Below are 14641 nucleotides of genomic sequence, written 5' to 3' on the forward strand. Positions count from 1 at the left end.
AATAAGCCTGCGTTGTGGCAACTGCTCGAAAAAGAAGCACTTGTCGGCTTGATTGAAATCGCTGAGGCGCTTGGCGACACACCTTGGGTGTGTCGCTCAACGGTCTGTTTTAATGAGCCGGTGGTGGGCTGTTTTGGAATGCACGGTTCCGGAACATGAACTCGATGATGTTCCCTTCGTGCGGTTGCAACCAGTTGAGTTGCATCGTTTTCACGCGTCCGATGTTCAAGCGGTCGATGTGCGTTGCATCGAGAAGTTGCCGAGACCATGCCTCGTCTTCGGTAATCGCGGAACCGACTAATGTTGGGCCGATTGTTTTAATCATTTTTGCTTGTGGGCATTCAACAACCGAGGCAAACGGGAACATGTATTCCGTGTTTGCCAGAAATGGTTCAGGACTTGAGCAGTGAACAATTGTTGGTCGCAGGAAATCATATCGCTCGTGTTTGACCCAGCGATCACCGTCACGGTATTTGGCGGTGACCTCTGTCACGCCATGATCTTTGAGTTTGTCCTCGATCTGGTCATTCATCGCTTCAGCGACACCCTTCGTGGTGAAGGCGGCCAGTGATGCGTTTGGATCGGACATCGGCAAAGGCGCGATTGGTCCAAGTTTCTGTGCGATGGCATCTGCGATTTCCTCGGTATGTCGCGACGCCCAAATGCTTGAGGCGTTGATGCAACTTCGCCCGGAATTCGCGAAAACGCTATCGACGAGAAGATCAAGGAAGCTTTCCCATTGATCGACGACATCGTCGCCAATCAGGATCTTTGAGAACCCAGGCCCATGTGGTTGCACTCGGGGGTTGGAGGCGTATTGGTCGATTGTTTGTTGTCCGCCGAAGATCATTGAACGATCACATGTTTCCATGACAGCAGCACCACAGTCGCGAGGTCCGGGATACAAGCTGAACGCTTCTCCGGGAATGCCAGCTTCGGTCATCGCTGCGAACATTCGATATGGCGTCCAAGGTTCCTGGGAACCCGGTTTAAGAACAAGTCCAAGTTGCAGCGGAATGAGTGGCAGCCAGAGCGTATGCACGCCTGGTGAGTTGTTGGGCAAGACAGCTCCGAGGACGGGTGAAGTTGCCTGGTAACTGACCATCACTCCCCGTTCTTCCATGCCGTATCCTTTGGAGAGGATTTCGAACGGAAGTCCACGTGTGAGCGAGTTGAGAACGTCTTTCATGTGTTGCATGACAAAGGCGTTCTTCTTCATGTTCCCTTCGCACATGTGTACCGGAAGGCCAGTCGTAGCTGACTGAATCTCGCAGAACTGCTCGGGAGTTTGTGTCCCGTTCCCAAGTGGAAGTTCAGCTTCCATGAACAGCTTGCCAGCCTTGGCACACATTTCACAGAGTTCCTCGATGGAGAACTGCAATAAAGCTTCCCGCGCCCGGGCAGCTTTCCGCATGTCCATTTTGATCAGTCCCCCATTGGCCTGATCCATCTGAGCGAGTTCTTCTCCCGTTTCAAAATGAATGACAGGAGCCTTCTCCATCGAGGTATACGGCTTCCCCCAGCGAATCACAGGAATTTCAAGCATGGTTAGTCACTTTCAGTCAAACGGCAAGTTTTTGTAGTGTCACACCCGGACAGATCGCTACGAAAGCGGAGAGTGAGCTCACTACCATATTTACTCTACTTTGGATTAAGCCAAATAGAGTATCGTTCTCGGCGGTTGGGGAAAAGGAAAGGAAGCTGTTGCCAATTTTTTCTTCCTAAATCCGAGCGAACGGGAAGGCAGACTTTCTGAATAACAAAAAAACGCAGCACCACAGTGAAAACCGTGGTGCTGCGAGAGTTTGACTCATGAATAATGAGTAGTACTTTTTTCCGGGAATTACGGAGGGGTTCCGCCGCCATCCAAGTCTGGTGACAGAAGTCCTCCCGCTCCCGCTCCTTTCTTGAGGTCTAAAGCAATCTCTTCGTCACCATCGTTACCGACAGTGAATTCGAAATACTCGACATTGGGGGCAGGCGAAGCGCTGTCAAGTGGGACTGAAACTCGAACCGTGTAGCTTCCCGGAACGATTCCGTCATCATCGTCGTAAGTTCCGACGGTAAAGCTCCCGTCTTCTTCGACTTGTGCTGATCCCGCACGTACACGCTCATTACTATCAAGCGGGATGAGGTCGATCGTTGCAGGACCGAATGGTGATCCATCAATGGTGAGCTTCCCTGAGGCGGGAACTGTTTTGAGCTTGTCCATTTCCAGGTCAGCTCCACCAGAGCAACCGACCATGAATGCCAAGCTGTAAAGTAACGGCAATCTCATTAACAAAATTCTCCAATGTGAATTGAAAATGGTTTTCTGGACCAAAAGTGTTCAAACAAGAAAAGCACCAGTTACGGAACTGTTACGATGCTGTCAGCATCGGCTCCATTGATCGTGTTCAACGACATCCACAAACTCTTCGGACCAGCTGGCCCTTGGTTGTGCTCTCCGTGGTAGTCCATGTTTTCACTGAAGAATTTCACGGAACCATCTGCCATTAAGAAATGTGCTCCTCCAACGTGAACACTACTTGGGCCTGGCCAGTCGGAATTGATTGCATGGGCAGCGATGTAGTACGGCCCCATTGCATATGGTGCATTCTTCCACCATGTCGTATCTTCACCAGCCATCCCGTCAGGATTTGTGATTTGATAAGCAGTGTTGGTGGCGATGACATTGTGAGTAATGGAAACGGCCCAGTTTCGGAAGACTGTCTCGCCTCCACCGCGACGAGGAGTTCCTCCCCCTCCACGACGACCACCCCATTTCTGCCCTGTTGAGTTGACCTCGCCGACTGCGATAGTGTTTGAGGTTCCATCAACGATATCTCTCATGCGAACCTTCGATTCCAGAGAGAAGACCCCTTCGTGGACCTGACCTTTGCGTCGCCACCAGTCAAACCCTTGTGAGCCAGCGTAGTTTGTCACACTGAGGTTGTAGATTGATGATGTGTCGATCTGGGAATCAGAAGGACACTGAAAGCCGGGGATATCCTGAGCTGTGATGAGATCGCCACTCGGCAGCGTTTGCCCATAGAATTGCTCTTCAGTGTCGATTGCGTTGTAGAGCGGTGTCTGGTCGATGAATGGAAGGATCATCACCATCCAACTGTGATTCCGCGGTTCTCCATTTGCACGAGAATTCTTTGTCGGCCAATACGCGTGCATGTCGTTGGGGAAGATTCCATGTGTGTCATGGTAGTTATGGAGGGCCAACCCGAGTTGTTTCAGGTTGTTCTTGCACTGTGTCCGACGGGCGGCTTCACGTGCTTGTTGAACAGCTGGGAGTAGCAGGGCGACTAAAATCGCAATGATCGCAATGACCACCAGCAATTCAATCAATGTGAACCCTCGGAAATTTCTCCGACTTTTTAACATCATCGTCAACTCCAGTTTAGAAAAGGAAAATCGCGAAAACAGAATGAAGGGTGAGTACCCTGTCAAAATGAATGTCAAAGCAAATGGAATGATGAGTGAATTTATGCAGATTGGATTTGAGTTGAGTTTTCCAACTTATCGGATAACCATTATCAGAATTGATATCGGCGTGGTTTGATAGGAAGGTGAGGTGATCGTAGTTGTCCCTGACTTAAATGTCAACAACTTCCGATGTATTGTGGCTGCTTGGCATAAAACAAGCAGGATAAGAGACGGTGAGGTAATCCAGCCTGAGATGGGGGAGGCTGGTTCACTGAATCGTTGGCGCCATTAAGAAATTGTGCCAAATTCTCAAAATTTTTAGAAACCGGTTGAATTTAAACAGTTCTTCAAGATTCTGGCCGCGTAGGGAGCTGCAACCGTGCCGCCGAATTGGGAGCTTCCCCGGGGTTCGTCGACGCAAACGAGCACGAGAAACCTTGGGTTCTCGGCGGGGGCTCCGCAAATGAAGGAGCAAACGTTCTTGTTCGAGAAGTACCCACCATTGGGGTTCACTTTTTGTGCGGTACCTGTTTTCCCGAAGACGGACAATTTTCCCAGCTGTGCCCGTTTGCCGGTTCCGCGCTCAACGACTTCTTTCATCGGATGCTGAACAACCCAGTCAGCGACCGGTTGAGAGACGACTTGCGAGACCACAATCTGCTGAGGCAAAGGTGATTCGTGGCTTGTCCGAAGAAGAAGGTGCGGACTTTTTTTCTTTCCACCATTCGCCAAAATCGCATGGGCTGAAATCATTTGAATGGGAGTGACAGCCAGTTCGTGTCCCATAGGGATAGAACCGGTTGAATAGTTGTTCCAGTTTCGCAGCGGGCGCACAATGCCCGGGACTTCGCCCGCCAGTTCGAGTCCGGTTTTCTTTCCGAATCCGAATGAGCTGGTTAATGAATAGAGCTGTTCGTTCCCGAGTTTTTCTCCAATCTTCGCCATCCCGATGTTACTCGATTTTACCAGTACATCGGTCAGGTTGAGTTCGCCGTATGGGTGATGGTCATGCAGCAGGCGTCGCCCCATGTAATAGGAGCCCCATTCGCATTGGAAGATTTCGTCTGTGTCGAGGGTCTTCTTGTCGAGTCCCCAGGCGACAACGAGTGGCTTGAATGTTGATCCCGGTTCGTAAACAGCTGAGATTGCCAGATTCTTCCAGGCATTTTCCGGGACACTACCAAGATTTGAAGGAGAGAAGCCAGGTCGCGATGCCATCGCCAGAACTTCTCCAGATGAAGGGGCCAGAACAATGGCACACGCTCCCACTGGATTGTGTTCTTCAACGAGATCATCCAAAGCCGCTTCTGTATGCAGCTGCAAGACCGTATCAAGTGTGAGAACAACCGTGTGACCATCCTGAGGAGGCTCGGTCACCTCTTCGAGGACTTCCAGGACGTTTCCACGTGCATCTCGAACGAATCGTCGGACACCATCCTGCCCACGCAAATACGAATCGAACGCCTGCTCTGCCCCGCCCTGCCCGTTTCCATCGATGTCTCGCAACCCAAGAACATGAACTGCGAGTGATTCCTGTGGGTAAAATCGTTTGAACTCATCTCGTAATCCGACCATCTCTTCAGGAAGGTCGAGTTGTTGAATTGCGGCTGTCTGCTCTGGGGACAACTGCCGTTTGATCCAGAGGAATTTTTTCTGCGAATGTGTTTTGATTTTCTCTTCAAGCTTGTCAGCTTCCAGATCTAGAACTCTAGCGAGATCATTCGCAATAGACTGCGGATCGTCGATGGAACTCGGATCGACGTACAAGCTCGACACGCTTGTCGTTGTTGCCAGCAAGCGACCTTTCCGGTCCAGTAAATCGCCGGGACGTGCCGGGATCGGTTCATGGCTGATTTGTTGTCGCGCAGCGCGGGAAGCAAATGTCTCTTGCGAATACAATTGGATATGCATGAGACGTAGCGCAAGCAGACCCCACACCCCCAGTACGAGAATCTGCACCAGATATTCGCGCCCCGTCCAACTTCGCGGAGAGTCACTCATTGCGACGCTCCTCCCCGGCCCCCTTGAGTCTCCATTCGAGAAGCGGCGGAGTCGCCTCGGATGATTCTTTCACGGAGCGGTTTTCGGTGAGCTCGATGGAAGAATTCCACTCCCGCAAAAGACGCGGAGGTGCGCCGAGTTGCTGAGTTTTCAAGAACAGCTGCGAACGTTCTTCAGCGAGGGCCTGAAGTTGGTAGTGTTGCTCGCTGATAGCCCTTTTAAGAGACAGCTTCTGTTTTTCCAGCGCAATCCCCATGATTGATATCAGGGTCAATATCGCCAATGTTGCTGCAAACCGGAAAAACATAGACTCACCATGGAATGTTGCCCCTTCCATGGGAGTCCATCCTTCAGCTGTGAGTTCTGCGACTTGATCTGTTGAGGACTGATCCTGAAACCGGAAAATACTCTCTCTCACGCTCTCTTAAAAATTGAAAGGCGAATCTTTCAGCGGTTTCGGACTGTTTTTCGACAAGTGGTAAGGAAGAAACGACCTTTTGTAGTCCGGGTCCATCGCCCCGATTGGCTCGTCCGGGACAATGGTCCCGGCCTACGTTGTGTTGGTCGTTCGTTTTCTACTGCTCGCATGCAAATACGCGATCAAATACTCAGAACATGTAAAGTGTTATCGGATCGTTTCCCCCGACGGAGCGAGGACAACTTGGCTGGCATCGTGAGGAAGTCGTAAAACCATCCCGATTTTCAGGGTATTCCCATCCTTCAGGAGATCTCGGTTCATGCCGACAATTTGTGACCAGCGAGCGGTCCGCCCGAGGTGGTTTTCTGCGATGTCGGTCAAGGTGTCTCCTTTTCCGATGCGATAGAGCGGCTGACCGTCCTGAATGAAAAATCCGGGAGCAAGAAGAGATTCCGGTGATGGCTGGGCATCAACAATCCCTGCCATTTTGGGATAGCGTTGATCAAGGACTTTCGAATCTGGGACAAGCACAAACATTCCGGGTTTCATGCGATCGGGGCGAGGAATACGGTGTTTGTTGTATTCCGCCAAGGCAGCGAAGTAACGGGCTGTCCCGAAGTGCTGACGTGAAATTGTCCAGTAGTTTTCACCACGCTGAACTTCGTGAACTGTCTCTTGTGCGATTTGATTCGTCGCGTCGCTCGGTTGCTTGTTCTGAATGACGAGTTCATTTGCTGGTGGATTGTACACCTGTTTTTTCGGAACAGCCTGCGCAGTGTTCATTGAATTTGAGGGATTGGGAACGTTAGGCGTGGTCTCTGGAATTTCTGTCGTGGGCGAGAAAGGGGCGGGCTGAGAGAGTTGTGGAGCCGGGCTCGGTTTGAGCGTTTCGACGGATTCGATTTCGAAGCTTTGCACCGGGGGGGGAGTTGCAGCCGGTTTTGATTCAACAGGATTCGCTGGGAAAATTGATGCTTCCGGAGGAGCCATTCTCGGTGCCGAATCACTTGGAAATGAAGGTGGAGCTGGCTCATTTCCCAAAGGTGGAATCTCTAGGTCTGCACCGAATGCGGTCTCTGCACCTTGCGCGGACGTTCCAGAATTTCCGGTTTGTTTCAAGAATGGATCACGATGAACTGTCGAGGCCGGAGCTTGTCCCTGTTCGGTTTGCACAGGTGCTACAGGTGTTGTCTGCACTGGTGCAGTCTGAATGGGGACGGTGAGTGCCGTTCTCGGTTGCGGAGTCGGATTGGTCGGTTGAGTAATTTCCGCAGCTTGAATTTGTCTCGGATTCAGGAGTCGAGAGTTCATCTCCAGGGTTGGTGGAGCATCGAGTTCTTCAACTCCGTCAAAGTTTTGGCGAGGAAATGATGGGGGATTCTCTTCATTACTTTGAAGAGGAGCCGCCTGGACTTTTGTGTCAAAGAGTCCGGTCGCAACGTCAACTTGCGTGCTTTTTTGAGGCGTACTTTTCAGAAGTGCAGGTTCCTCGACTTTCTTCGGAAGGCTCCACTTCGGACTTTCCGCCGGAGTCGCTGAATCCTGGGCAATCGCTGCTCCTGTGAGACAATCCTGCGAGATGAAGATCGTCAGTACGAGGGCAACTCGAATGAATCGGTGTGAATCATGATTTCTTGAAAACATGGGAGTTCCTTCTCTTATTCAGCTCGTTCCGCGACGCGAATTTTCGCGGAGCGTGAGCGTGGATTCATACGTACTTCCGATGGTGTCGGAGCAAGTGGTTTGCGGGTGAGGTTATTCCAGACCTCTTTGTTTCGAAATGCGTCCTTGACCATTCGATCTTCGATGGAATGGAACGTGATAATGACCGCACGTCCGCCGGGGCTCAGGCGTTGCGGGAGGACTTCCGTGAGAAACTGTTCCAGTTGGTCCAGCTCGCGATTCACAGCAATCCGCAAGCCCTGAAAGACTCGCGCGACGCTGGGGGATTTTTTTTGACTCGTTGGTCCGGTGACCGAGTGGACCAGCTCGACAAGTTGGTCAGCGGTTTCGATTGCTCGCGCAGCTTTTCTTCGTTTCACAATCTCCGCAGCAATTTTGTCTGCATCCCGTTCGTCTCCATATTCGGAGAAAATCTGTGTGAGTTCTTCTGTCGAGGCAGTCAGCATGAGATCTTTGGCGGGGCTTCCGGTGGAAGTGTCGTACCGCATGTCCAGCGGGCCAGAGGTGTCGAAACCGAATCCTCGCTGAGGGTCTGCGAGTTGATCCGAGGACAAACCAAGGTCGAGCAGAACTCGATCCACAGTTTCTATTGAAAGTTTCTCCAGCACTGTTTCGAGCTCGGCATAGCTGCACTGATGAAGTGAGACGTTTGGCCCGGAGACAACTTGAGCGGCACGATCAATCATCGATTGATCACGATCAAGTCCGATCAGCTGTCCCTGTTGATTCATGGCTTTAAGGATGTGTTGACTATGTCCGCCTGCACCGAGCGTTCCATCTACGATGTTCAGGCCGGGTTGAATGGCGAGTTGCGTAAGAACTTCATGAAGCATGACCGGAATATGCACCGTCCGATGAGACGGCGAAGGGCGCGGCATCACGTTGTCCTGAAAGTTATGTGGACAGGCCTTCTGATTTGACGGAGTCGATGGGGAAGTTCGCAAGCTGGTGGGCTGTTCGCTTCAAGTACGACGAAGTCTCAATTCGGAATGGATGTCACACTGGGTAGGTTGTGGGGAATGATGCCGAGGTTTGCGGAATCGCGTCGGCAATGGAGGAGGGAATCTTGAGCATTATCTACAGAATTTGGCGAATATCTGGAAGAGCAATTTCGGCAGCGATTTATTGGGCATGTCCGCATTGACTGCAATAATTGCCGAAGTTTGTGTGCTTTATGGATTCTACGTCGGCGTCATTTGCCGAATGAGCGGTGATGTTGCGGCAAAATTTGCCAGACTTCGACAGTTTCTGTTTGACATTCTCTTCTGAACGTTCGATTCAAAATAAATAGTGCCCGCGGGCCGGTTTGTTAGATTCTTGACAGGCTTGGTGATTTGTGACTTTGTGACACTCTGACTTTGTGGCGTGCCCACATCTCATGTTGTCACATGTTTACTTGTCATCTCTCAGAGTCAAACATCCTCGACAAAGCGCGGTCAATCAAGATTTTTTTATGCACGGCTGTCGGGAGATCATGATGAAACGGATGATGACATTGAGTTTGGGAGTCGTGCTATTGGTCGCGAGTGGATGTGGAACTACGCGAGGGCTGCGTCTGGCTTCGATCGAGTCAGCCTGTTTCGGTACGAACAGCTCCGAGCAAAGCCTGGTTGCTCCGCCGGTTGAATACTCTCAGCCAGTAGAAGAACCACAAGAGATTGCTCCTGTGCCTCCCAGTGCAATTGACCTTCCCATGGAGAAGGAAGAGTTGCCTCCGCCTCCGCCAGCCAACTTTGAAGTCACTTCCGGGCTTCAAAAAACAGTTCGAAAACCAATTTTGATCCCGATTCAGCAAACTGCCGCCCGTTGGAGCGATAAAGTTGTGACAAAGTTGCAGTAAAGCATTTTCGTCTCCGTGAAGAATGCGATCGCGCGAACTGCATTCGCATTTGAGTCAACGTTTTCGCCAGAGCACTTCATCGCTGATCTTCAATTGTTTCTGGAGTGACTGAATTTCTTTTCGGAAGCGCTGTGCGTCGACGGGATAGCCCTTCGTCGGTTTCAGTTCTGGAGAATGTGACCTCCAGAACTGATTGAACTGGTGCATTGCCAGTTCGCGAACGTACTTTGCGACAATCGAGGCTGCGGCAACAGGAAGGTGTTGCTCCCCTTTCGTCTGAAATCGGAACTCAGTTCTGTTCACCCGATAGCGGCTGACCGCTCGACTTTCTTCAAGACAGTGGATGTTCGCATCACCGACGATGGGAGAGAGGAACTCATCGTACCGATTTCGCCCGCCGTGCTTGTCGCCAATCACTAACGTTTGCTTTGATTCGCCTGAATCCCAGGTTCGATTCAGTAGGTCGAACGTCAGCTTGGACAGTGCGATCCCTTTGCTACCGTGCAGGTCGAGGCATTCGTTGAACTGAACTGCCGGGACAATTTGCGCCTGAATATTTTCACAGACGAGTTGCGACTTCTCCATGGATCTGGAAAGCCGATCTGCGAAGACGCCCACCAAATCATTGTTCGCAACGATGGGTAACTCTGAGTCCATTTCAAACCATGGGATGGTCTTAAAGGTATTTTTCACCAATTCAGGTTGGCCACATAGATCTTCCCACAGTGATTTCAATGACGCGGTCGAAACGCCAGCGACTCTCAACAGAGACAATGCAGATGTCTCCAGTGATTGAAAACCGTATTTTCCTTTATTCACTTCTTTCGAATCAGCGATATGCAGTTTCGCGTGCCGGCACGTTGATTTAATGTCAACGACATCTTTGAGAAGATCAGCGAAGTCACATTCTTCAGGAGACTTTGGCGTTTTCCAGGTTGTCGCAGCGATCACCAGAGGTCCGAGATTTGGTCCGTAACCGGCTTCATCCATTCCGAGGAAAAAACCTGAGGAATCGATATCTTTATCTATGTCGAAGAGGCGATTCACTCGATTACTTTCCTATGCAAAATCGGCTGAAGATGCGGTCCAGAATATCGTCGGTATAGACGACACCGACGATTCTTCCCAGGTGATCAAGAACATCGCGCAACTCCATCGCAACGAGTTCATCGCCTCCGGCATGTTCGACGATTTCCAGTGCCCGGCATAAAGAGTGATGGGCATGCTGCAAGCTTTCTCGACACCGAGCTGCCGTCGCTCCGGTCAGTTCGGCGTCGACATTGGAGCTCATCAGCTCATCGAGAATAGCGTTTCGGACATCCTGAATCCCCTCACCAGTTTGGACCGAAACGTTGATGAGGCCCTCATTATCGCTATCGCGGAGGGTGTCGGCTTTTGTGGTGATTTCTAAAACAGACCTGTTCGCTTCTTGACACGACAGTAAGAGAGTCTGATTCTCGGTTTGCTCTTCGGGTGTCGCGTTCGCAGGTGAGCACCAGACGATCAAGTCGGCTCGTTGATATTGATCGGCACGTTGATTCCCGGCAATCTCTTCGATGCCGTCGCGAGCGGATTCCCAGCCAGCGGTATCGATGAGTGTGTAGGTGACTCCGTTTTCGTTGTGGACCGTCGCTGCCAGGTAGTCTCTCGTTGTTCCCGCGATTGAAGAGACGATTGCGGTTTCTGTTTCGAGCAAGGCGTTAAAGAGCGTGCTTTTTCCCGCATTGGGCAGCCCTGCAAGCACAACGCGAGCGTGCCCAGTAGAGAGCATTCGCTCCTGAGATTGTTGTAACAGTTGCTGCAAAAACGTGTCACCAGATCGCAACTTCTCCAGAAATTCCGGACGTTGTACGAAGTCGATGTCTTCTTCTACAAAGTCGAGGCCCGCTTCCAGGTCAGCCAGGTGCAACAACAGTTCTTCACGCAATTCGCTGATTTTTGAGGAAATTCCCCCGGCGAGTTGGTCGAGAGCTGTTTTGAGCTCATTGGGATTAGCTGCATCAATCACACCAAGAACGGCTTCCGCTTGAACCAGATCGATGCGGCCAGCGAGAAACGCTCGCAACGTGAATTCGCCACGTTCAGCAGGTCGTGCTCCTGAAGTAAAAATCCGTTCGAGGATTTCATTTAACAAAGGAGGAGATCCAACGCAGTGAATCTCAGCAAGTGGTTCTCCTGTGAAACTCCGGTGAGTCGGCCACAAATGGACATCAACCGGGAGCTCCAGATCTCCATCGCCCAGACCGATTGAGCAAGGATATCGACGAGCGTGAGTTGGGTGAAACTCGGGAGTGGATGATGAAAGGATTCGCTTGAGTAAAGCGACTGTTTCGCTGCCACTCACGCGGAGAATCCCACGCGCTGCCGGTCCCGAGGCGGAGGCAACCGCAGCGATGCAAGCATTCGAAGAAACGTTCAAGGCATTCACAATTCAGAAATTCTTAGTTGACTCAATTCGAAAGAAGTTTCTGAAACTCAGGGAGCCCGCGTAATGAATTCAGATCGGGGTCGGTTCGCATCAGGTCGAATTCTTCAAACCCATACTTGATGGATTTTTCAAGTGCCTGAATCGCTTTCGTTTCATACTCTTTGATGGTGGGCATTGTCTTGGAAAGATCGGGAACTTTACGGAGTGACTCGATCGCTCGACCGAATACGCATGCGGTGTTGTAAGCGAAAATGTCGTCTTTGGGAAACTTGTCTGTTGAATCGAGGGTGAATTGAACAGCTTCTTCCGTTTCTCCCTGAATCGCCTTCACGATGCCAATTCCGGTGATGGCCTGACCATCGAAGTTGTCTATCGCATAGGCTTTCTGGAATGCTTCGCCTGCTTTATCGAACTTTTTTAACTTCAGGAGTGTATTCCCGATTCCTGAATGTCCAACTCCCAGTTCAGGATCGATTTCGACAGCAAGTTCAAAGTAGGTAAGTGCATTTTCGTAATTTTCGACGCGCGAATGGTAGTACGCAGACTCAATCGAATTCCAACCGGGGGAGTGGCTCATCCAGAGGCGAATGCCATCATTTGCTGCATCCAGACCACTTTCGTTTTTTGCCTCAAGGCTTTGCTGACGGTAATCTTTCAAGAGTTCTTCTGCGCGGCGAGTCCCAATCCTCCCGAGGGCATAGCAGATTTGTGTTGCCTCATCTTCATTTGCATCTTTCATCAAGCTGTAGATGGCTTCGGCAGCTTCGTCACTGGTTTCCTTCGTGAGAAGTGCAATCCCCGTCTGGCGGAGAATTGGTTCTTCGGCATGAACAGCTCGCTTGGCAACTTCGAGTAACTCTGGCATCGCTAGTGCAGAAACGAGATTGTAAATCAGGACTCGTTCCTCTGGTTCGAATTCTTCCTCATGTTTTAAGAGGTCACGTATGATGCGCTCGTCGCCAACATGTTCCAGTATCGCAAGGAGCTGTTCGCGATCAGCTTTCTCCTTACTGCGATAAATTTGATTCAGGACAAGAGTCGCGGCTCGTTGATCACGAGTTCTGCGGAGAATCTCCAGGACGTTCTCGGTCACATCTCCGTTCGCCAAACGGAGCAAGGCATAATCGACCGCAATTTGTTCACTCTCCGCGTCCCCCATGTCAACCAAAGCATTAAATGCGACAGTTTGGGCTTCTTCAGAATCGTCTTGAAGTGCCGCTTCAAGAAATTCGAACAATCGCTCATGGCCAACAGCAACCAGTCCCTTTAGAGCTGCAGAACGAACCTCTGGACTCTTGTGCGAGAGCGCTTGAACGAGGTACGGGGACCATTCGCGGCGGTAGTTTTCGGTCAGCAGTTCAATTTGCTTCGCAGGAGGAACATTCATTGCCTGTTCGGTATACAAACGTTCGATGGACGACGTAGCAGCTTGTTGATTGGACCTCAACAGCGCAACCATCGCACCTACGGCATCTTTCTGATCTTCTTGAGTGGCGATGTTGACCAGCATTGGAATCGCCTGAGGATGGCTCTGTTGACCGATTGCCAGAAGGACAAAAGGTCGAGTCGATTCATCAGCGGTGTCATAGAGCTCGCTCAGCATCGGGTAGATGTTTTCAAAAGTCGCGAGGTCCTGTCGAGTTTCGAGTGAGACCAGTGCTGCACGTTGAGAGAGGGGGTGCCCGGACCTGATTTCACGTTCGATGTATCTCGGATCGATCACAGCAAACAAGTCTTTCAAACTTGCTTGTACGGCATCAGCGACGTCAGCGAAAAGGAAACGTCGATGGCTCGCATCGATCTCCTCTTTAGCGTTGACGTTGGGAAGATTTGCGAGCGCCAGATACTGCATGTCCGGAAATGCAGGAAAGAATGAATAGAGCTGATTCGCAGGTTCAAGAGTTGCCCGATGAAGCAGCCAGTCGACCAGGTCCACATCCATCTCTGAGGCAGTTTTTGACCAGCGAATGACGATACGCCGAACTTTTTGAGCAGAAAGTTTCTTGAGTGCGTCTGCAAGGTCTTGAGCATTCACCGTATTCAATGAGCCTTGAATCTCCAGCAGCCCCAGCGAGCCCTCTGGACCGATTCGTTTTGATGTCAGCCCCAAGCGTGCTCGCTGTTCTGATCTCAAATCATGTATCAGCTGCCCGCCTGATTCTAATGGGATCGTCAGGCTGAGTTCTGAAATTTGATTGATCTTTTCGACTTCCAAAAACAGACACCAAAATGAAGCAGCACTTTTTTCAGGAATGGTCAACTGGGGCGGAGTCGTCATTTCGTTAATCGAAAGGACTTCACGATCCAGCTTCACTGGCATCGAGTGATACTTCTCGGGACGGTCTTTCAGTCCATAAGTTTCTCCCCAGCCAGTCAGAGTAATCTCTTCGCCGTTGATGGTGACGAGATTTTCGGTCTGATTCAGAATGGTCAGTCTGACAGCAAGGTAACGAATGCCGAATTCAGCATAGGCGTTGTCTGTCCCAAGATATGTCCGATTCACCCAAATTTGAATCGGTTTGTCCAGCTCTGCCGTGAGCTCGTCCGCCCCGGTAAGACGCGATTCTTGTCGGATTTCCTTGATCACTTCATCGACCGGAACCACTTTCAGGGGTTTTGTTTCGCCGTCTTCAGCGACGATCACACCCTGGAGCGATGTGCAGAGGAACACCCAGCAAACGAGAAGAACTCGCCAATTGATATCAGTTTCCATCATGAATCGACCATTGCAAATTCTGAGTATGCGAGTGGATATTCTACCCATCTTGCCTGAAAAGAGAGAGTCCGAAATCGAATTCAGCTCAAAGATCAACAAGAATCGCTGGCAATTCGCCAGGAATTTTTGTCTCTCAAC

General features: G+C 50.8%; 11 protein-coding genes. 1 reads left to right on the forward strand and 10 read right to left on the reverse strand.

Going from position 1 to position 14641, the window contains the following annotated elements; translation table 11 throughout:
* Positions 1-109 precede the first annotated feature (109 nt).
* The 7 genes from Mal48_RS07860 to rsmH form a co-directional block, all read right to left on the reverse strand.
* The gene (locus Mal48_RS07860; protein WP_145197736.1) at positions 110-1546 is read right to left on the reverse strand and encodes an aldehyde dehydrogenase family protein; all 1437 of its coding nucleotides are present in this window, start codon (positions 1544-1546) and stop codon (positions 110-112) included.
* 297 nt (positions 1547-1843) lie between these two features.
* Positions 1844-2278, reverse strand: a complete 435-nt coding sequence (locus Mal48_RS07865) for a hypothetical protein (protein WP_145197738.1) — start codon at positions 2276-2278, stop codon at positions 1844-1846.
* Between the two features lie 71 nt (positions 2279-2349).
* Positions 2350-3378, reverse strand: a complete 1029-nt coding sequence (locus tag Mal48_RS07870) for a DUF1559 domain-containing protein (protein WP_145197740.1) — start codon at positions 3376-3378, stop codon at positions 2350-2352.
* Between the two features lie 357 nt (positions 3379-3735).
* Positions 3736-5418, reverse strand: a complete 1683-nt coding sequence (locus Mal48_RS07875) for a peptidoglycan D,D-transpeptidase FtsI family protein (protein WP_145197742.1) — start codon at positions 5416-5418, stop codon at positions 3736-3738.
* On the reverse strand, positions 5411-5836 hold the full coding sequence (locus Mal48_RS07880; RefSeq protein ID WP_145197744.1) for a hypothetical protein: 426 nt from the start codon (positions 5834-5836) through the stop codon (positions 5411-5413). The genes Mal48_RS07875 and Mal48_RS07880 overlap by 8 nt, the downstream gene beginning before the upstream one ends.
* A 207-nt stretch (positions 5837-6043) precedes the next feature.
* Positions 6044-7480, reverse strand: a complete 1437-nt coding sequence (locus tag Mal48_RS07885; protein WP_145197745.1) for a LysM peptidoglycan-binding domain-containing protein — start codon at positions 7478-7480, stop codon at positions 6044-6046.
* A gap of 14 nt (positions 7481-7494) precedes the next feature.
* Positions 7495-8397, reverse strand: a complete 903-nt coding sequence (gene rsmH / locus Mal48_RS07890; RefSeq protein WP_145197747.1) for a 16S rRNA (cytosine(1402)-N(4))-methyltransferase RsmH — start codon at positions 8395-8397, stop codon at positions 7495-7497.
* 608 nt (positions 8398-9005) lie between these two features.
* On the opposite strand from rsmH, the gene Mal48_RS07895 reads away from it, so the two are divergent.
* Positions 9006-9359: a hypothetical protein gene (locus Mal48_RS07895; protein ID WP_145197749.1), complete on the forward strand. Its 354-nt coding sequence runs from the start codon at positions 9006-9008 to the stop codon at positions 9357-9359.
* A 54-nt stretch (positions 9360-9413) separates the two neighbouring features.
* Here Mal48_RS07895 and Mal48_RS07900 read toward each other — a convergent pair whose 3' ends face one another.
* The 3 genes from Mal48_RS07900 to Mal48_RS07910 are packed head-to-tail and all read right to left on the reverse strand — an operon-like array spanning position 9414 to position 14503.
* Positions 9414-10406, reverse strand: a complete 993-nt coding sequence (locus tag Mal48_RS07900; protein ID WP_145197751.1) for a hypothetical protein — start codon at positions 10404-10406, stop codon at positions 9414-9416.
* Positions 10407-10410: 4 nt separating this feature from the next.
* Positions 10411-11787: a tRNA modification GTPase gene (locus Mal48_RS07905; protein ID WP_145197753.1), complete on the reverse strand. Its 1377-nt coding sequence runs from the start codon at positions 11785-11787 to the stop codon at positions 10411-10413.
* Positions 11788-11809: 22 nt separating this feature from the next.
* Positions 11810-14503: a HEAT repeat domain-containing protein gene (locus tag Mal48_RS07910; RefSeq protein ID WP_197442157.1), complete on the reverse strand. Its 2694-nt coding sequence runs from the start codon at positions 14501-14503 to the stop codon at positions 11810-11812.
* Positions 14504-14641: the final 138 nt, after the last annotated feature.

This window comes from Thalassoglobus polymorphus, assembly GCF_007744255.1.
Lineage (GTDB): Bacteria > Planctomycetota > Planctomycetia > Planctomycetales > Planctomycetaceae > Thalassoglobus > Thalassoglobus polymorphus.

Bases quoted from the DNA above. Each gene is read 5' to 3' on its own strand.
- Mal48_RS07860 (WP_145197736.1), bottom strand. From the start codon at position 1,546: ATGCTTGAAATTCCTGTGATTCGCTGGGGGAAGCCGTATACCTCGATG.
- Mal48_RS07865 (WP_145197738.1), bottom strand. From the start codon at position 2,278: ATGAGATTGCCGTTACTTTACAGCTTGGCATTCATGGTCGGTTGCTCT.
- Mal48_RS07870 (WP_145197740.1), bottom strand. From the start codon at position 3,378: ATGATGTTAAAAAGTCGGAGAAATTTCCGAGGGTTCACATTGATTGAA.
- Mal48_RS07875 (WP_145197742.1), bottom strand. From the start codon at position 5,418: ATGAGTGACTCTCCGCGAAGTTGGACGGGGCGCGAATATCTGGTGCAG.
- Mal48_RS07885 (WP_145197745.1), bottom strand. From the start codon at position 7,480: ATGTTTTCAAGAAATCATGATTCACACCGATTCATTCGAGTTGCCCTC.
- rsmH (WP_145197747.1), bottom strand. From the start codon at position 8,397: ATGCCGCGCCCTTCGCCGTCTCATCGGACGGTGCATATTCCGGTCATG.
- Mal48_RS07895 (WP_145197749.1), top strand. From the start codon at position 9,006: ATGATGACATTGAGTTTGGGAGTCGTGCTATTGGTCGCGAGTGGATGT.
- Mal48_RS07910 (WP_197442157.1), bottom strand. From the start codon at position 14,503: ATGATGGAAACTGATATCAATTGGCGAGTTCTTCTCGTTTGCTGGGTG.